This is a genomic window from Paenibacillus protaetiae, from assembly GCF_004135365.1.
Taxonomy (GTDB): Bacteria; Bacillota; Bacilli; order Paenibacillales; family Paenibacillaceae; genus Paenibacillus_AP; species Paenibacillus_AP protaetiae.
Genome location: NZ_CP035492.1, coordinates 3650496 through 3670659 on the forward strand (window position 1 = coordinate 3650496; position 20164 = coordinate 3670659).

General features: G+C 52.7%; 14 protein-coding genes. 13 read left to right on the forward strand and 1 reads right to left on the reverse strand.

What is annotated here, in order from left to right:
- The first annotated feature begins 84 nt into the window (after positions 1-84).
- From ET464_RS16825 to ET464_RS16850, 5 genes are all read left to right on the forward strand, one after another.
- Entirely contained in the window at positions 85-1374 is a 1290-nt protein-coding gene (locus tag ET464_RS16825) for a PDZ domain-containing protein (protein WP_129442960.1), read from the forward strand.
- A gap of 302 nt (positions 1375-1676) precedes the next feature.
- Complete coding sequence (gene uvrB / locus ET464_RS16835; RefSeq protein WP_129442964.1) at positions 1677-3674, forward strand: excinuclease ABC subunit UvrB; 1998 nt, start codon at positions 1677-1679, stop codon at positions 3672-3674.
- A gap of 64 nt (positions 3675-3738) precedes the next feature.
- Positions 3739-3924, forward strand: coding sequence for a hypothetical protein (locus ET464_RS16840; protein ID WP_129442966.1), 186 nt, complete (start codon positions 3739-3741; stop codon positions 3922-3924).
- Between the two features lie 12 nt (positions 3925-3936).
- Positions 3937-6819 carry an excinuclease ABC subunit UvrA gene (uvrA, locus tag ET464_RS16845; protein WP_129442968.1) on the forward strand — a complete coding sequence of 961 codons (2883 nt, stop codon included), beginning with the start codon at positions 3937-3939 and terminating at the stop codon, positions 6817-6819.
- 231 nt (positions 6820-7050) lie between these two features.
- A complete protein-coding gene (locus tag ET464_RS16850) occupies positions 7051-7266 on the forward strand; it encodes a hypothetical protein (RefSeq protein WP_129442970.1) in 216 nt (71 codons plus the stop codon).
- 183 nt (positions 7267-7449) lie between these two features.
- Here the strand turns inward: ET464_RS16850 and ET464_RS16855 are convergent, their stop codons facing one another.
- Complete coding sequence (locus ET464_RS16855) at positions 7450-8418, reverse strand: sugar phosphate isomerase/epimerase family protein (RefSeq protein ID WP_129442972.1); 969 nt, start codon at positions 8416-8418, stop codon at positions 7450-7452.
- Positions 8419-8608: 190 nt separating this feature from the next.
- Between ET464_RS16855 and ET464_RS16860 the strand changes: the two genes are divergently transcribed.
- From ET464_RS16860 to ET464_RS16895, 8 genes are all read left to right on the forward strand, one after another.
- Positions 8609-9934 carry a stalk domain-containing protein gene (locus ET464_RS16860; RefSeq protein ID WP_129442974.1) on the forward strand — a complete coding sequence of 442 codons (1326 nt, stop codon included), beginning with the start codon at positions 8609-8611 and terminating at the stop codon, positions 9932-9934.
- A 210-nt stretch (positions 9935-10144) separates the two neighbouring features.
- Entirely contained in the window at positions 10145-12652 is a 2508-nt protein-coding gene (locus tag ET464_RS16865) for a U32 family peptidase (RefSeq protein WP_129442976.1), read from the forward strand.
- Between the two features lie 86 nt (positions 12653-12738).
- Positions 12739-13467 (forward strand): RNA polymerase sigma factor, encoded by a 729-nt coding sequence (locus ET464_RS16870; RefSeq protein ID WP_129442978.1) that lies wholly within the window; start codon positions 12739-12741, stop codon positions 13465-13467.
- 16 nt (positions 13468-13483) lie between these two features.
- A complete protein-coding gene (locus tag ET464_RS16875; RefSeq protein WP_165280040.1) occupies positions 13484-13783 on the forward strand; it encodes a hypothetical protein in 300 nt (99 codons plus the stop codon).
- Complete coding sequence (locus tag ET464_RS16880; RefSeq protein ID WP_129442982.1) at positions 13780-15309, forward strand: hypothetical protein; 1530 nt, start codon at positions 13780-13782, stop codon at positions 15307-15309. The genes ET464_RS16875 and ET464_RS16880 overlap by 4 nt, the downstream gene beginning before the upstream one ends.
- A 169-nt stretch (positions 15310-15478) precedes the next feature.
- Positions 15479-16183 (forward strand): heptaprenylglyceryl phosphate synthase, encoded by a 705-nt coding sequence (pcrB, locus tag ET464_RS16885; RefSeq protein WP_129442984.1) that lies wholly within the window; start codon positions 15479-15481, stop codon positions 16181-16183.
- A 218-nt stretch (positions 16184-16401) separates the two neighbouring features.
- Positions 16402-18132, forward strand: a complete 1731-nt coding sequence (locus ET464_RS16890) for an ABC transporter ATP-binding protein (RefSeq protein WP_129442986.1) — start codon at positions 16402-16404, stop codon at positions 18130-18132.
- Positions 18129-20012, forward strand: a complete 1884-nt coding sequence (locus ET464_RS16895) for an ABC transporter ATP-binding protein (RefSeq protein WP_129442988.1) — start codon at positions 18129-18131, stop codon at positions 20010-20012. The genes ET464_RS16890 and ET464_RS16895 overlap by 4 nt, the downstream gene beginning before the upstream one ends.
- Positions 20013-20164: the final 152 nt, after the last annotated feature.

The window sequence follows — 20164 nt, forward strand, 5'->3', positions numbered from 1 at the left end:
GAATGATTACAAGGTTGGCTCTGAAAGCTGGAGCCAGCCTTTTCGTTTGTTATACGCGGCATTGAAGAGAAGGAGTGTGATGGAATGGACATGGTTGATGCTCTGCTGAGACAGCTTGGACAGGCTGCATTGCAGCTTGTACTACAGCCTTATTACTATATAGCGGTATTATTTTTAATCTTCCAATACTCCAGGCAAATCAGGCTGGAGAGGCAAATGTTTGCGGTTCGGTTGCATATGTGGCCGCGATTGCTGGGCAAAGCTTTAATGATGGGGCTTGCAGCCGGTGCGGTTATGTCGGTGGCCGGCGTTTTTATCGGCGCGTCATTAACCTCCGAAGCTTTAATTTGGTTATGGGCGGCAGCGGCGGTTTTGATGCTCGTACGGGTGCGCTATTTATGTTTTGCCTACGGCGCCGGCTTGCTTGCGTTGTTGCAGTGGATTCTTGGCTGGACCGGTCTGGACAGCCAGTCGGGCACGGTCGGTGAGATGGCCGAATCGCTGGCCGGCATTGATATGCCGGGATTGCTGATGCTTGTGGCGTTACTTCATTTGATCGAAGCACTGCTGGTACGGAGAGGCGGAGATAAGCTGGCTACGCCGCTTTTTCTGGAAGGCAAACGCGGAAAGCTCGTAGGCGGCTATATGCTGCAAGGCTTTTGGCCGGTGCCGCTGCTTATGCTGGTTCCGGGAGGCGAAGAGACGGCATCGCTGCCTTGGACGCCGCTGCTCGGCGGCGATTGGAGCGGCGGCTGGTCGATCGTGGCGCTGCCGATGATTATCGGCTTCAGCGAATTGACCCGTTCGATGCTCCCGGCTGACAAAGCGAAGCATGCAGCTAAAGGGCTGCTGCTGTACAGTATTTGTGTCGCGGCTTTTGCGGCATTGGCCGCTTACGTGCCGGAGCTGCTGCCGCTCGCGGCAGTATGTTCGCTTGTGCTGCATGAAGCGATTATCTGGCGCAGCCGTGCGGTAGAATCAGCGCGCAGCCCGCTTTATGTGAACGACGCGCGCGGGCTGCGCATATTGGGCATTGTGCCGGGGACGCCTGCCGCTGCGATGGAGCTGAAGGCCGGTGAAATATTGCATAAGGTGAACGGCAGGCGGATTCGGACGAAAGAGGATTTGCATGCCGCCTTGCACGAGAACCCGGCGTTTTGCAAGCTTGAAGTATTGAATCATGATGGAGAACTGAAGTTCGCCCAGCGTGCCAGATATGCAGGCGAGCATCATCAGCTGGGCGTTATTTTGGCTCCTGATGAGCAGGCTACGTATTATGTATCGGCAGGACCGGGATCGCTGCTGGAGCTGTTCAGCCGGAAGCGGACCGCAAGCCGCAGAGAACGTTCCTCGGCAGTATCCGCCGGAGATTAAGACAGCCCGGGCTGTTATCGGGTCGCGTGATCAGCGCCCGGATCATTTCATAGTTGCGCAGGGCCTTAGACGATCGGATAGATGCGGTCTAAGGCCCTGTTATGTTGTACGGCTCCGGACAGCTGCAGTGGCAGACGGTGCACGAAACCGCAGACATGCACAGGCTGTTAGAGATTGCAACAGCTGCCGCATAACGGTATAATAAATGGGAACACATATTCCTATTAAAATAGATAGAAACTTTGGCCATACTAGATTTCATATAGATCATTTACAAAGAGCGGATCGGGGTGAAGGAGAACGTGAAGCAACCGGAATTGCAAAACAAATTATTCGTGCTGAAGTCTGAATACAAGCCGCAAGGCGACCAGCCGGCAGCGATACGCGAGCTGGTGAACGGCGTGCAGGCGGGCAAGAGGCATCAGACGCTGCTTGGCGCAACCGGCACGGGGAAAACGTACACGATTGCCAATACGATCAAAGAGCTGAACCGGCCTACGCTGGTTATTGCCCATAACAAAACGCTCGCCGCACAGCTGTGCAGCGAGTTTAAGGAGTTTTTTCCGGACAATGCGGTTGAGTATTTCGTCAGCTATTACGATTACTATCAGCCGGAAGCTTATATCCCTTCTTCGGATACGTATATCGAAAAGGACTCCAGCATTAACGATGAGATTGATAAGCTGCGCCACTCGGCGACCAGTTCGCTGTTCGAACGCCGGGACGTTATTATCGTTGCCAGCGTTTCATGCATTTACGGTCTCGGTTCGCCGTCGGAATACGGCAGCTTGACGCTAAGCCTGCGGGTAGGCATGGAGAAATCGCGGAACGAAATTTTGCACCGGCTTGTCGACATTCAATACCAGCGGAACGATATTAACTTTATCCGGGGGACGTTCCGCGTGCGCGGAGACATCGTGGAAATTTTCCCGGTTGCCAATAATGAGCGGGCGATACGGGTAGAACTGTTTGGCGACGAAATCGAACGGATAACGGAAATTGATGTGCTGACCGGCGAAATTGTGGCGGAGCGGGAACATGCGACGATTTTTCCGGCTTCCCACTTTGTTACGCATGAAGAAACGATGAAACGGGCGCTCGAAAATATTGAGAGAGAGCTGGAGGAGCGGCTTGCGGAGCTGCGAGAAAACGGCAAACTGCTGGAAGCGCAGCGGCTGGAGCAGCGTACCCGCTATGACCTTGAGATGATGGCAGAGATGGGATTCTGCTCTGGCATCGAGAACTACTCCGGTCCGCTTACGTTCCGCGAAAGAGGATCAACTCCTTATACGCTGTTTGATTATTTTCCGGATGACATGCTGATTGTAATCGACGAGTCGCATGTGACGCTGCCGCAAATCCGGGCAATGTACAACGGCGACCGGGCACGCAAGGAGATGCTGGTGTCGCACGGGTTCCGGCTGCCTTCGGCGCTTGACAACCGTCCTCTTAAATTCGAAGAGTTTGAAGAGAAGGCGAATCAGCTAATTTATGTATCGGCAACACCCGGCCCGTACGAACTGGAGCATTGCCCGGAGATGGTGGAACAGATTATACGACCTACCGGTCTGCTTGATCCGATTATCGAGGTTCGGCCTACCAAAGGGCAAATTGATGATTTGCTTGGTGAAATCCGCGACCGTATCGCCAAGGATGAACGTGTCCTGGTGACCACGCTAACGAAAAAGATGGCGGAGGACTTGACCGACTATTTAAAAGAAGTAGGCATCAAGGTCCGTTATTTGCATTCGGATATTAAGACGCTTGAGCGTATGGCTATTTTGCGCGATTTACGCCTGGGCACTTTTCATGTGCTGGTGGGGATCAACTTGCTGCGGGAAGGCCTCGACCTGCCGGAAGTGTCGCTCGTATCCATTTTGGACGCGGATAAGGAAGGTTTCCTGCGTTCGGAGCGTTCGCTTATTCAAACGATCGGGCGGGCTGCCCGCAACAGCGACGGCCGCGTGCTGATGTACGCGGATAAAATAACCGATTCGATGGATAAGGCGATCAAAGAGACGGAAAGGCGGCGCGCCATTCAAATTGCTTATAATGAGAAGCATGGCATTACGCCGCAGACGATTCGCAAACGCGTGTACGATGTGATTGAAGCTACGAAGGTAGCTGAGCAGAAGGCCGATTATTTAACCGGTGCAGCTTCCGGCAAAATGAGCAAAAAGGATCGCCAGTCGCTCATTCAGCGTCTGGAGGCCGAAATGAAGGACGCCGCGAAAAACCTGCAGTTCGAGCGCGCTGCAGAACTGCGTGATGCGCTTCTCGAGCTTCGCGCAGACGAATAGCTGATAGAGGACGGAGCCCAGCCTCCTGCAAGGAGCGCCTGGGCTTGATTATGCATAGCCGCTGATGCGAAAAGCACAGCCTGCGCTTACGAAGTTGTTTTTCGCTATCGCGAAAAACAAAGCGAATGCTTACGAAGTCGTTTCTCGCTATCGCGAAAAACAAGCGAATGCTTACGAAGTCGTTTCTCGCTATCGCGAAAAACAAGCGAATGCTTACGAAGTTGTTTTTCGCTATCGCGAAAAACTTTAGGAGGGGTCCATAGTGGCAAGTGACCAGATTGTGATTAAAGGCGCGCGAGCGCATAATTTGAAAAATATCGACGTCACCATTCCGCGCGACAAGTTTGTTGTGCTGACCGGGTTAAGCGGATCGGGCAAGTCATCGCTTGCATTTGATACGATTTATGCCGAAGGGCAGCGCCGTTATGTGGAATCGCTGTCCGCTTACGCGCGCCAGTTTCTCGGTCAAATGGAAAAGCCGGACGTCGATTCGATTGACGGGCTGTCGCCGGCGATTTCGATCGACCAGAAAACAACGAGCCGCAACCCCCGTTCGACGGTAGGCACGGTTACAGAAATTTACGACTATTTGCGCTTGCTGTACGCGCGGATTGGCAAACCGCATTGCCCGGAGCACGGCATTGAAATTTCGTCGCAGACGGTTGAGCAGATGGTGGACCGCATTATGGAATATCCGGAGCGCACAAAGCTGCAAATATTGGCGCCGGTTGTATCCGGCCGTAAAGGTGAGCATACGAAGCTGCTGGCTGACATTCAGAAGCAGGGGTTTGTCCGCGTCCGGATTAACGGCGAAATGCGGGAGCTTTCGGAGAAAATTGAGCTGGAAAAAAACAAAAAGCATACGATTGAAGTTATTATAGACCGGATTGTCGTTAAACCGGATATTGAAAGCCGCCTGGCCGATTCGCTTGAGACGGCGCTTAAGCTGGCGGAAGGACGGGTGCTGGTCGACATTATCGACAAAGAAGAGCTGCTGTTCAGCTCCAACCTCGCCTGCCCGATTTGCGGATTCAGCATGGACGAGCTGACGCCGCGCATGTTCTCCTTTAACAGCCCGTTTGGCGCTTGTCCGGACTGTGACGGCCTTGGCGCTAAAATGATCGTTGATCCGGATCTGCTTATTTCCGACTGGAGCAAAACGATCGAAGACGGCGCTTTTGAAGCTTGGGCAGGCAGCACCTCCAACTATTACCCGCAATTTATGGCGGCAGTCTGCAAACATTACAGCATTCCAACTAATGTGCCGGTGTCGGAGCTGTCGCAAGACCAGCTGAAAAAGCTGCTGTACGGCACCGGCGGCGAACGTGTCCGTTTTATATACGAAAGCGACTTTGGCGGCCGCAAGGAAGCGCATGTTCCGTTTGAAGGCATTGTGAACAATTTGGAGCGGCGTTACCGTGACACGCCTTCTGAGTCGATGCGGGAGCATATTGAACAATATATGAGCTCCAAGCCATGCGGCACGTGCAAAGGGCATCGGCTGCGCAAGGAAACATTGGCGGTCACGGTAGGCGAGCAAAATATTTCGTATGTGACTTCATTGTCCATTGGCGATGCACAGCAGTTTTTTAACGCATTGCAGCTGAACGACAAGGAGAAGCTGATCGCCCATCTGATTTTGAAGGAAATTAACGGGCGCCTTGGCTTCCTGGTGAATGTCGGCCTTGAATATTTGACGATGAGCCGTGCAGCAGGCACATTATCGGGCGGAGAAGCGCAGCGGATCAGACTGGCTACGCAGATCGGTTCCAGCTTGATGGGCGTGTTGTACATTTTGGACGAGCCGAGTATCGGATTGCATCAGCGGGACAACGACCGTCTGATTGAGACGCTGCAGCATATGCGGGATATCGGCAACACGCTTATTGTTGTTGAGCATGACGAGGATACGATGCTGGCATCCGATTATATTATTGACGTTGGCCCTGGCCCGGGCATCCATGGCGGTACAATCGTTGCGCAAGGAACACCGGCTGAAGTGATGGCCAATGAACATTCGATCACCGGCCAATATTTAAGCGGACGGAAATTTATTGAGGTGCCGCTGAAACGGCGGGCAACGTCGGACAAATGGCTGGAAGTCCGCGGCGCCAAGCAGAACAACTTGAAAAATGTTAACGTTAAAATCCCGTTAGGCGTATTTACCGCCGTAACCGGCGTATCCGGTTCGGGTAAATCGACCTTTGTTAACGAGATTGTGTATAAGACGCTGGCAAGAGACTTGAATAAAGCGAAAACACGTCCAGGCGAATATAAGGAAATGCGCGGGCTGGAGCATTTGGACAAAGTCATCGATATCGACCAGTCGCCAATCGGCCGTACGCCGCGCTCCAACCCGGCAACGTATACCGGCGTATTTGACGATATTCGCGACGTTTATTCCGCGACCAACGAAGCGAAAGTGCGCGGCTACAAAAAAGGGCGGTTCAGCTTTAACGTCAAAGGCGGACGCTGCGAGGCTTGCCGCGGCGACGGCATTATTAAAATCGAAATGCATTTCCTTCCCGATGTATATGTGCCGTGCGAAGTATGTAAAGGGAAACGGTATAACCGCGAGACACTGGATGTGAAATATAAAGGCAAAAACATCGCAGAAGTGCTGGAGATGACCATTGAGGACGGCTGCGAGTTTTTCAAAAACATTCCGCGCATTCACCGCAAGCTGCAAGCTTTGCTGGATGTTGGCTTAGGTTATATGCAGCTGGGCCAGCCATCTACAACGATGTCGGGCGGCGAAGCGCAGCGCGTGAAGCTGGCGGCGGAGCTGTACCGCAGAAGTACCGGCAAGACGCTTTATATTCTCGATGAACCGACCACGGGTTTGCATGTGGACGATATCGACCGCCTGCTGGCGGTTCTGCATCGCATTGTTGATTCCGGCGAATCTGTGCTTGTGATCGAACATAATTTGGATGTAATCAAAACAGCCGATTATTTAATTGATCTCGGACCGGAAGGCGGCAGCGGAGGCGGGACGATTATAGCAACCGGGACGCCGGAGCAGGTCGTAAAAGTTCCGCAGTCGTATACCGGGAAGTATTTGAAGCCGGTGATGGAACGCGATTTGGCGCGGACGGTTGCGAAGCACGAAGCGCAGGCAGGGGTGGCTGCAGGCCAGGAGTAACCCTGCTGCACCAAACGATTGCTTTCTTCAAGAAAGCAATCGTTTTTTTTGTTATAAATTCGGGTAAGCTGGGACATTTTATAAAAGAGGGTCTTTTGTATCGCAATAAACAAATTTTTGAAAATCGTTACAAACTTGTTACGAATGGAAAATGGCACTTGCAACCTCTCATGTAAACGGATAACATTAAGGATAATATAGGCAAGTTGTGAATAAAAAGGAGGGCCACCGATGTTTTTGGCAGAAGAAGCGGCAGAATCAGCAAGCAACATAAACACATTCGACTGGTTTATGCTGGCGTTTACCTTATTGATCTTAATTGGGTTGATCCGTTTGTTACGAGTCAAGCCGAATAAAAATTATTTTGCCATCGGCTGGACATGCTTATCGCTTGTATTGTTTTTAGCAATCGACTACATCATGATTTTTAAAATATGGATGGCTTAACAACAAAGGCCTGGCGGAACATTTCCGTCGGGTCTTTTTTTGTGCACCCTCAGCCAATGCGTTGCTTGCCTCCGGCCGTTCGTCTGCCCGTCAAAGACGAATTTACTTCGTTAACCGTTAAGCCGGTTAACAAAAAAAACCGTGCATCCCGGGGCTGCCGGTATGCACGGTTTTGATGTAAGGCTATACCCACCACATCTCGCCAAGCGGCTCGCGGATGAGAACTTGCTGCAAGTTTTGCACCGCTTTGGAGAAACCTTCGTCAACGGACATCAGGCCGTCTTCATGTTCAATGCTGACGACATAATCGTAGCCGACAAGGCGGAGCGCGCTAATAATGTCAGCCCATGTTTTCATGTCATGGCCGAATCCTACCGTACGGAACTGCCATGCACGGTCGAGCATCATCGTGTACGACTGCATATCCGTTACGCCGTGATGGTTAATGTTCACCGGATCAATCGACGTATCTTTCGCATGGAAGTGATGGATCGCGCCGGCGCGGCCCAAAATGTTAACTGCCTGCACTGGATCGATGCCTTGCCACCACATATGGCTAGGGTCAAGGTTGGCGCCAATAACATTGCCTACCGCTTCACGCAGGCGAAGCAGCGTGGACGGGCTGTGGACGGAGAAGCCGCCGTGCAGCTCAAGGCCGATTTTTACGCCGCTTTTTTCGGCGATGCCGCCAACTTCAGTCCAGTAAGGGATCACTTTCTCTTCCCATTGCCATTTCAAAATTTCCTGATAGTCGTTTGGCCAAGGAGCTACCGGCCAGTTTGGATATTTAGCGCCTTCATGATCGCCCGGGCAGCCGGAGAACGTGTTCACGACAGGCACCTCGAGACGGTTAGCCAGCTCGATCGTTTTACGGATCACTTCATCATCCGGTGCGGCAAGCGCTTGCTGCGGATGAAGCGGGTTTGCGTGAGCGCTAAGCGCGCTGATGGTCAGGCCGCGGGATTCAACCGCTTGTTTAAACGCTTTCAATTTGCCTGCGTCGGCAAGCAATACATCCGGGTTGCAATGTGCGTTGCCCGGGTAGCCGCCGGTACCGATTTCAACCGCTTCAAGGCCTTTTGCAGCAATGTAGTCGAGCGCTTCTTCAAATGGCTTGTTCGCAAATAATACAGCAAAAACGCCTAATTTCATAGTATATTACAGCCTCCTTGGTTAGATAGGTTCGTAGAGATAAGTCAATCGATTTTATTATAGCATTTCTAACTATTTCGCCAAGCAGGTAGCTCAAAACAAAGCAAAATTGCATAAAAAATAAACAATCGCCGCCGCCCTGCCGACAATTAAAGGGTAACACTATTTTCCATATTGGGGTGAAAGAAAGATGAAAAGAAAAAAATGGCCGGCCGCGCTGATGGGATTGCTGCTTCTTATGTTTGCTGTGCTGCCGGCAACCGCATTCGGGGCAGACGCAGCTAACAGCGGTACGGTTGAGCTGAAGCTGAAATCCGGACAGCCTTCGATGCAAATCAACGGCCAAACGTCCGCGATATTGGCGCCTTATGAAACAAGCGGCACGACGATGGTTCCGCTGCGCGTCATTACGGAAGCTTTTAAAGCCGGAATCGATTATCAAAAAGGCGTAATCAGGCTGAAGTATAATGACCGCAATGTCGTATTGACGATCGGCAGCAAAGACGTAACCGTAAACGGAACGGTCAAACAGGTTGCGGTAGCGCCGGTGCTGGTCAATAACTCTACCTTTGTTCCGCTGCGTGTCATTGTTGAAGCATTTGGGGCGAAAGTAGACTGGAACCAGACGACCAAAGCGATCACCATTACCGGCAGCTTGCAGTCGGAGGCGCTTAAGCGGATTGGCAGCAGCTATGAAGGCTACTCCATCAAGGATCCAAAGAGCTATGGCTTAACGGATTTTTCGTCTGTTGGCTCTTTTGCTGCCTGGTCGAACGAAGATATGACAACCGAGCTTGTCATTACGACTGATATTGTGGACCAAACATTTACTTCAAGCGAGCTGCGCCAGCAGCTGAAAGACAGCTGGTTTGAGGAAGATGAACAAAGCATCGCTGAACAAACGGTGACGGTTAACGGCACTGCCTTTGAAACGATATATTCCGTGTTTGAGGACTCCGTCGTGCAATACCGCACAGCGCAAAAAGGCGATATGGTTTATACAGCGTTTGTTGTGACGGACGGCTCGAGTGCAAGCGATCTTGCTCCATATGAAGAGCTGCTGAACAGCTTAACGCTTAGCTTTGATAAAGCAACAGCGGCGGATATTGTCGTGCCCGGTGATGTGCACGCCGATTACGGCGATAGCGTAACGGCTGTTGTGCCGGGGTATTGGGCTGGCAGCTCCTATGATCAAGAGGGCGGAGATTTTTATTTGTTCCATGACGGTTACTTCTCTATTTCGCTTTTAGACGAGGAAGATACGGCTGATTTCGAACAAGAAGATGACATAGCCGCTTCAGAACTGGTTCCGCTGCCGTCTATCAAAATTAGCGGCAAAAATGCGGAAGTGTACAAGCAGGAGAATGAGGAAGAGAACGGCACCAATTATTTTATTTTTGTAGAGAACGGCAGCCAATTAATTGTAATTCAATATTTTATCGGAAACGGGCAGCGCGAGCAGGGCAACTTGCAGGACGTGCAGCGTGTGCTCAGCTCCATTCAAATCAAAGCTTAATTCATCTATTTGCAAGAGCAGTCTGAATAGCCAGGCCAAACCGGAAACCGCCAGCTGGCGGTTTCCGGTTTTTTTGATTGGGAATACTACTAAACAGCTGTTTTTCCGGCATTGCCAGCATTGTGTGGTGGATTCGCGGGCGGCGGTTTGTTACACTATGAATAACAGTTTTCAAAGTATAGTAACTTTAGTGGAGGATGTTTAGTCAATATGGCCTTTCATATAAGAAGAGAAGATATCGAATTGCTGGCGCCTGCCGGCGATTGGGACTGCATGCGCGCTGCGGTGGCGAATGGCGCGGATGCTGTTTTTTTTGGCGTAGAAAAGTTTAATGCCCGCGCCCGCGCAAACAATTTCCGCTCGGAGGAGCTGCCTGAAATTATGGCGTTCCTGCACAGTTACGGCGTTAAGGGCTTTTTGACCTTTAACATACTGGTGTTTGAGGATGAGCTGAGGAATGCGCAGGAACTGATTGAAATGTGCATGGATGCCGGCGTGGATGCCGTGATCGTGCAGGATTTGGGCCTCGTGAAGCTGATCCGCGAAATTTCGCCGGATTTTCCGATTCACGGTTCGACGCAAATGACGATTACATCGCCGGAGGCGGTGGAGTTTACGAAGCCGTTTGGGCTGGAACGCGTTGTGCTTGGCCGGGAAAACAACCTGAAGCAAATCCGCAAAATCGGCGAGCAGGCGAAGCTGCCGATGGAAGTGTTCGTGCACGGCGCGCTTTGCGTATCGTATTCCGGCCAATGCTTGACGTCGGAAATGTGGGGCGGCCGTTCGGCCAACCGCGGCGAATGCGCGCAAGCCTGCCGCCTGCCGTATGACCTGATCGTGGACGGCGAGCAGAAGCCGATGGGCGATGTCGCTTATTTATTGTCGCCCAAAGATTTGGCGGCGATTGATTTGATTCCGGAGCTGATTGAAGCCGGCGTTACGTCGTTCAAAATCGAAGGGCGTCTGAAAAGCCCGGAATATGTCGCCAATGTCGTAAGCAAATACAACAAAGCGATTGAAAAATATTTTGCCGGCGATTCGTCCGCTCCATCGAAGGAGGAAGTGCGCGAGCTGCAGCAAAGCTTTTCGCGCGGCTTTACGCACGGCTTCCTGGAAGGAACCAACAACAAGCAGCTGGTGGACGGCACGTTCCCGAAAAGCCGCGGTGTTTACCTTGGGCGCGTCGAACGCATTATGCGCGACGCAGTCACGGTTCGTCTCGACGCTCCGCTGAAACGCGGCGACGGCATCGTGTTTGACGCAGGCGACCCGACGAAAAAGGAAGAAGGCGGACGCGTCTACGATTTGCGGCGCCAAGGCGTCAAAATCGAAGGTGAAGCGCAGCAGGGCACGATGCTTGAAATCGTACCGGGCCGCAACGACGTTGACCTGCGCAAAGTGCATGTCGGCGACAAAGTATGGAAAACAAGCGACCCGGCGCTCGACAAGCGCCTTCGCGCCACGTTCGAGACAGAGAAGCCGTACCGCGTATTCCCGGTGCATGTGACGGTTACCGGGGCGGAAGGCGAACCGATGCGTACCGTATGGACCGATGTGCAAAAAGGCACAACCGTTATCGTCAGCTCCGAGCTGCCGCTGGAAAAAGCGCTGAAACGTCCGATGGACGCCGAATTGCTTCACGATCAGCTGGGCCGGCTGGGCGGCACGCTGTATCAGCTCGACGTGCTTGATGTGCAGCTGAACGGCGAGCTGATATTGCCGATCCGCGAGCTGAACCGTCTCCGCCGCGAAGCGGTGGAACTGCTGGCGGGCGAACGGCCGAAGCCGCCTGTATTTGTAAAGCGCACTGCCGATGCATTTGCGGATGCGCGTAAAGGCGAACCAAAGCCAGTGGACAAAGCGCAGCTGACCGCGCTTTGCCGGACGCTGCCGCAGGTCGAAGCGGCGGTACAGACCGATGTGGCGATGATTTACGCCGACTTTGAATTTATTAAGCAGTTCCCGGCTGCAATCGAAATTGCGCGCAAGGCGGGCAAGCCGATTGCGCTTGCAACGCCGCGCATTCATATGCCCGGCGAAAACGGCTATCACGCCAACATCTTGAAGCTGCAGCCGGATGCGGTTCTTATCCGCAACACGGGCGCTTTATATTATTATTTGCGTGCAATGGCCGAAAATCCGGGCAAGCCGTTTCCGAAGCTGATTGGCGATTTCTCGCTTAATATCGCCAATCATAAAGCGGTCAACCTGTTCACGGAAACGGGCTTGGACGTGGTGACGCCATCTTATGACCTGAACATTCAGCAAATGGTCGACTTGCTGCGCGAATCGGATACATCGCGGCTTGAAGTCGTAATCCATCAGCATTTGCCGATGTTCCATACCGAGCATTGCGTATACTGCACTTTCCTGAGCGAAGGCACCGACTTCACCAACTGCGGACGTCCTTGCGAAGATCACCGCGCTTCGCTGCAGGACCGGATCGGCATGTCGCATCCGGTTCGGGTCGATGAAGGCTGCCGCAATACGGTCTATAATGCCATCGAACAGTCCGGTGCGGAATATATCCGCAACTTTATCGAGCTGGGCGTTCCTTCATACCGCGTTGAATTTCTGGAAGAAACGCCGGAAAAGGTGCACGAGGTGCTTGGCTTGTACCGTGACGCGCTTGACGGCCGTATTAACGGCTCTCAAGTATGGCGCGCGCTGAAAGCAACGAATCAGCTTGGCGTTACACGCGGGCAGCTCGTGAAATAAATAAACGTACAAACTCCGGTTTCCGGCATCGCGGGAACCGGAGTTTTTTTACGCTCGGTTTATCCTTTAAAAAGTAAAACAGGAAAATGCAACCGATTCGCCTGCTGCAGGCGTCTTTATTTATAGAGAGGCAAGGTGAGGCGATGGGGAACGAGCGGGAGATGGTCAGCCGGTTAAAGGCGGGCGACCGCGAAGCATTGGCGCGGCTGATGGATGCGTACGGCAAGGAGGTGTACCGGACGGCGGCGCTGCTGCTGAAGGATACACATTTGGCCGAGGATATCAGTCAGGATGTTTTTTTGAACGCCTACCGGAAAATTAACCAGCTGAACGATCCGTTGAGCATCCGGAGCTGGCTGCTGCGCATGACGGTGAACCGGTGCCGGTCACACATGCGCCGGGCATCCTGGAAACGGCTGCTCCCGGGCGGAAGTCGGCTCCTCACGCATGAGACGGGTGCCGCTGATGTGACATTGCCGAGTCAGGCGGGAAACGCTGCTTCCGAGCCGGTTGTACCTGGCTCGGAAGCGTGGGTATCGGCAAAGCTGCTTCGGGATGCCATTGGCGATTTGCCTTTTCGCTACCGGGAAGTCATTGTTCTTTATTACTACGAGGAGCTGCCGGTCGGCGCGATTGCCGAATGGCTGGGAGAGCCGGCCGGTACGGTGAAAAGCAAGCTGCAGCGGGGCAGGAAGCTGCTGAAATCAATGTTGGACGAAGGAGGCTGGGCGGATGAAGACAGAGGGGCAGGAATCAGCGCGACTGGTAAATTTGACCGGAACGAGCGTAAGGGAGCAGCTGAACGCAGCATTTGACCTTGAAGGAGCCACGATGCCGGACAGCGTAAAGGAGAAGGTGCTTGCGCGTGCGGCCAAACGGGAACCGTTCTGGAATCGCGAGATCGCGATACCGGTTCCGGTTGTAGCAGCGGCGGCCGCCATCTTGATTGCCGCTCCGATTTGGGGATGGACGATGCTTCGCAATCCGCTGCTTTTATCCGGCAAAGTCTCCGGCTCTGCTCCGCACAGGCAGGCAAATGCCGTCATGAGCCAAAACGATACGCTGGTTGCGCTTGCCGGAGGGACTTATTACCAGTCGGATTTAACGGAAGGCTGGGACAATCACCGATGATTAGAGTAAAAGTGCGCACAGTGCTCTTGATGGCGATAATACTCGTTATTTCCGGATGGGTTGTGTATACGCAGCTGCCGTCCATCCTATACCACAACAAACAATACGATACACTGCTGCGGCTGTATCCGGAGCACCGGCTGGCTCAGCAGGCGCTGTATCAGTCTGGAATGAACGCTTTTGACGTTCATGATGACTACAACAATTATTATTTTATTTTTCCGGATTCGAAATCCTGGTCCGGAGCAGTACATGACAAGGCTGAATTGCAGGAGGCCGAACAAAAGCTGAAGCGGCTTATTGCCAATTACAACAACTCGTCTTCTATCGTGCAGGCAAAGTATAAGCTAGGCATCCTTTATATTCAAGAGAAGCGCTGGGACGAAGCGGAGCAGCAGCTAAAGGAAGTAGCGGCAGCGCAAAAGCCGGATGTTTTTTTTCAAACGAATGAGCTGCAAGGATGGCTTGCGATGCTGGAAACAAGGCATACCGATATAGGCAAAACACCGCTGCTGGAAGGAACTGTAACGATGGACGGCAAACCGGCCGCCGATGCGTTTGTGGTACTGAAGGACAAAGCGTTAAACGGCTGGGTTTCCAATCCGTTTGGCAATTATCCGATTGCCATTACGGATGCCCAAGGGAAGTACCGGTTTTACGGAGACGGTAAAGGTGGCGAAGCTGCGCCAAAGCCGGCGGTTTTAAAAGGGGTCGGAGACTACAGCGTCTATCCGATTGAATATGAAGTGGGCGTAGGTATGACGCCGGCTGAGCTTTCGGGGTATTATTTGGGCGGCACTACACCGGACAGTGTTACCATTCGGAACGGAAGCACGGCAGCCTATAACATTAACTTTGTGCCGCAGATGGAAATCATATCGCCGGTGAACAAAACTTTAATTGACGGTAATCAAATTACGTTTAAATGGAAGCCATACCCTGGGGCGTATAGCTATCAAATCCAAATTATTAATTTGCAATACGACCGGAGCGGCCGTTTGATCGAATCCTATTCGTCCTATTATATGGATGATTTATGGAAGGACGCGGAAGCGACGTACTCCGTTTCTTTTCTCCGTACTTATTTAAACGGGTATTCCAAATCGTATGACGGAAAGTCGGTCACGCTGCAGCCATCCTCTATTTTAGGCGCTGTATTTCCCGGAGGCAAATTTACGTGGTCGGTTACCGCTTTTACAAAAGAAGGGAAAATATTAAGCAGCTCTGACGGTTATTACACAGGGCTGCAGGATAAACCGCTATTTCAGATGCCGGATGACGGGCAGCTGGAAGGCGACCGCCTCGTCCTGCAGCAGCGTTATGCAGAGGCTATTGAAGCTTATAAGCGCGAAGGCGACAACGATTTTGCGCTTCGGGCTTTGGCGGTGATGGCGCTGTACGGCATTGCGCAAGAGGATAACGGCAATCCTGCGCAGGCGATAGCTTATTTGGAGCGGATAAAGGAGCCGACGGTACGGGATTTGAGAATGCTCGATGAAGCACGGGAAAAGCTGAAGCAGTCTTAACTTTAACGGCTGTCTTTTCTGTGCCGGCTTATCTAAGCCTCCGGGTTCACGCTTCGTTGGTGCACGGTTTGACACCGATTGGCCGCTGGCATAGCATAGAGACATACAGAAAACGGTGACTGCCGGCCCAGCCGGTCGGTCCCGTGAGCGAACAAGCGGAGGACGACAGATGGAAGGTATCGGTTTTAACGAGTGGCGCCATGTATTTAAGCTGGATCCGGATAAGGAGCTGACGGACGAGGAGCTGGACGCCGTATGCATGTCGGGAACGGATGCGATTATGGTCGGCGGCTCCAGCGGCGTTACCTATGAGAATACGGTCGATTTGATGTCCCGTATCCGCAGATACGAGGTGCCGTGCGTGCTGGAAGTATCTTCGCTGGATGCGGCCGTTCCCGGGTTTGACGGGTATTTGGTGCCGATGGTGCTTAATACGGATAAACCGGAGTGGCTGATCGGCCACCATATCGAGGGGATCAAGGAATATGGCAGCTTTATTCCATGGGATAAAACGGCTGCGGAAGGTTATATTATTTTAAACGCTGATGCAACCGCAGCCAAGCTTACCGAAGCGAATACGAATCTGGATGCGGCCGACGTTGCGGCAAGGGTCAGACTGGCCGCCCGATTGCTGAAGCTGCCGATCGTCTATTTGGAGTACAGCGGCCGGTTTGGCGATATGGAGCTGGTGAAGCGGGCAGCGGCGGCGGCAGGCGGAGCCCGCGTATTTTACGGCGGCGGCATTGACAGCGCAGAGAAAGCACGTCAGGCAGCGGAAGTCGTACATACGGTTGTGGTAGGCAATATTGTATACGCCGATTTGCAGAAGGCGCTCGCTACCGTTGCAGCTGTAAAAGAAAACGCCGCTGTATAACGTAACGCATGTACGATGCTGCGCATGCCATTGAACCACTCATGATGAACCCGCTGCGGCGCAAGACGGCATGCGGGTTCATTGCGCTGGCAGCCATCCTAGGGGGCGGTCCGGTTGACGGGCTGCTGCTGAAAAAACTATACTGTGGAAGTAAATATTTTATCACTAAAGCATTTTGGGCGAGCCACTTCAATTGAGAAGCAGGGGGATGAGTCTGCTTGTTAAAGCTGTTTCGATTTTTAAAGCCCTTTCGGGTGCAAGTCATTTTTGTTTTTGTATTTGTTTTTTTGCAAACGTTATCCGACCTCTACTTGCCGACACTTATGTCGGATATTGTAGATTATGGCGTCATGAAAGGAGACAACGCCTACATATGGCGCATCGGCGGATTTATGCTGCTCGTTGCGGCTGCCGGGGGATTATGCTCAGTGGCGGCAAGCTATATGTCCTCGAGATCCGCTCTTGGCTTTGGACGCATGGTCCGAGGCAAAGTGTTCAGCCATGTGGAGAACTTTTCGCAGCAGGAGTTTGACCGGATTGGCACGGCTTCTCTTATTACCCGTACAACGAATGATATTACCCAGCTTCAGCAAGTGCTTGTCATGATGATGCGCTTAATGATAACGGCGCCTTTGATGTGCATCGGCGGCATTATTATGGCGGTGTCCAAAGATGCCAAGCTGTCGCTTGTATTTGTTGTCGTATTGCCGCTTCTGGCACTGGTTATTTATTTGGTTGTCCGCCGGGGGATCCCTTACTTCAAAGCTATGCAGGTGAAAATTGACAAGCTTAACCGGGTGCTGCGCGAAGGTTTGACAGGCATTCGCGTCATTCGTTCGTTTGACCGGGTGCGCCATGAAAAAGAACGGTTTGATGAAGCAAGCTCCGATCTGACGAATACGGCAGTGCGTGTGAATAAAATTATGGCCGTGTTGTTCCCGCTTATGATGCTTGTGATGAACGTTTCGACGGTAGCCATTTTGGCGATTGGCGCAGTGCGGATCGACCATAATGATTTGCAGATCGGCTCTCTGATGGCCTTTATCCAATACGCATCGCAAATTATGTTTTCGCTTATGATGGGCTCGATGATGTTTGTAATGGTTCCGCGTGCGTCGGCATCGGCGGGCCGCATTAACGAAGTGCTTGATATGGAGCCGGCGATGAAGGATATAACCTCGCCAGCCGCCTTGCAGGAAGGCTATCAAGGTTATATCGAGTTCGATCACGTTACATTCAGTTATCCAGGGGCGGAAGAGCCGGCGATTTCCGATATTTCGTTTCGCGCCAGCCCCGGCGAGGTGACGGCCATTATCGGCGGCACCGGTTCCGGCAAAAGCACGCTGGTCGGCCTTATTCCGCGCTTTTATGATGCGGGCAGCGGCAGCGTCCGGGTGGACGGGCTGGATGTGCGGGATATGACGCAAGAGCAGCTGCGCGCGAAAATCGGTTTTGTCCCGCAAAAGGCGGTCCTGTTCACCGGCACCGTTGCCGATAATATCCGCTACGGCAAAGACGGCGCGACGGATGAAGAAGTGCGGCATGCCGCTGAGATCGCGCAAGCTTCCGGTTTTATCGACGAGATGGAGAAAGGCTACGATTCGGTCATTGAGCAAGGCGGCAACAATGTCTCCGGCGGGCAGAAGCAGCGTTTATCCATCGCCCGCGCGCTGGTTCGGAAGCCGGAAATTTATGTGTTTGACGACAGCTTTTCGGCGCTTGACTTTAAGACGGACGCGAAGCTGCGGGCAGCTTTAAAGTCGGAGACGACGGACGCAACCGTTCTGATCGTAGCGCAGCGCGTCAGTACGGTTATGGATGCGGATCGGATTATCGTGCTGGACGAGGGCAAAGTTTCGGGCATCGGCACTCATCAGGAGCTGATGGAGACGAGTGAAGTATACCGCGAAATTGTATCCTCGCAGCTGTCGGAGGAGGAAATAGCATGAGCGAGCAAAGACAGCGGCCGCAAGGCCGTCATGGCGGCAGAGGGCCTGGCATGGGGCCGCCCGGAATGGGCATGGCTATGCCTGTCCAGAAGGCGAAAGATTTTAAAGGTACGCTGGCCCGGCTGATCGGCTACTTAAAGCCGCATACGCCGAAGCTGCTTGGCGTGCTGGCGACGGCTGTGCTGAGCACGCTGTTCAGCATTGTCAGCCCGAAGCTGATGGGCCATGCGACAACCAAGCTGGCGGACGGCTTTATCGCGATGCAAAAAGGGGAAGGCCGGATCGATTTCCATGCGATCAACCACATTTTGCTTATTCTGCTGCTGCTGTATGTCATCAGCGCTGCGTTCAGCTATGTCCAGCAGTATTTAATGGCAGGCATCGCGCAAAAAGTCGTTTACGATTTGCGGAAGCAGGTGTACGACAAATTTGCGCGGCTGCCGATCAAATATTTTGATTCCCGTCCCAACGGGGAAGTGTTAAGCCGGGTTGTCAACGACGTCGACAATATCAGCAATACGCTGCAGCAAAGCTTAACGCAGTTTATTACTTCTTTCATTACGCTGATCGGCGTTATTATTATGATGCTGACGATTAGCCCATGGCTGACGCTTATCGTATTTTTAACGATTCCGGCCAGCCTGCTGGCTATCCGCAGTATCGCCGCACGCTCGCAAAAGCTGTTTATCCAGCAGCAGGCGGAGCTGGGCAAGCTGAACGGGCATGTTGAAGAAATGTTTACAGGCCACCGGATCGTCAAAGCGTTTGGCCGCGAGAAGCGTTCCATTGAAGAATTTAACGGCATGAACGATAAGCTGTACGAGGCCGGCTGGCGCGCCCAGTTTATATCCGGCATTATTATGCCGATCATGAGCTTTATCAGCAACATCGGTTATGTGCTTGTCAGCATCATCGGCGGCCTGTTTGTCGTCCGGAATACGATCAAGATCGGGGACATCCTGGCCTTTATTCAATACACCAGGCAGTTTACGATGCCGATCACGCAGCTGGCGAATATCGCCAATGTCATTCAGTCAACGGTGGCATCTGCGGAGCGGGTGTTTGAGCTGCTGGATGAGCAAGAGGAAGTGCCGGAGCCGGCTAATGCGAAGACGCTTGTTAAGCCGGCCGGTGCGGTCCGCTTTGACGACGTACGGTTCGGGTATAAAGAGGATGCCATTCTGATCAAACAGATGAACATTAATGTCATGCCGGGCCAGACTGTTGCCATCGTTGGTCCGACCGGAGCGGGCAAAACGACTTTAATCAACCTGCTGATGAGGTTCTACGAGCTAAGCGGCGGCAAAATTATGATCGACGGCGTCGACATTACAGAGATGCAGCGCGGCAGCCTGCGCCGGTTGTTTGGCATGGTGCTGCAGGATACGTGGCTGTTTAACGGCACGATTCGCGACAATATCGGCTACGGCCGTGAAGGCGCTTCGGAAGATGACATTATTGAAGCGGCAAAAGCAGCGCATGCGGACCATTTTATCCGTACGCTGCCGCAAGGTTATGATACGGTGCTGAACGAGGACGCCTCGAACATATCGCAAGGGCAAAAACAGCTGCTGACCATTGCCCGCGCGATTTTGGCGGATCCGCAAATTCTGATTCTCGACGAGGCGACAAGCAGCGTCGATACGCGTACGGAGGTTCATATTCAGCGGGCGATGAATCATCTGATGGAAGGGCGGACCAGCTTTGTAATCGCCCACAGGCTGTCCACGATCCGCGGCGCCGATTTGATTCTTGTTATGAACAACGGCTCGATTATCGAGCAGGGTACACATGATGAATTGCTGGAGGCAGACGGCTTTTACGCCGATTTGTACAACAGCCAGTTTGCAGGCAAAACGACGGCAAATCCGGCTTCATAACGAAACGCTGCCGCTTCAAACCCGGCCGGTACCATAAAGGTGCCGGCCGGGTTTTTGTTGTGCCTATTTTTTCGGCGCGTTATTGACTTCACACCGGATTCCGGTTATATTGAGGTTAGTTACTTGAGTAATTAACCAGTTAGGTGGTAAAG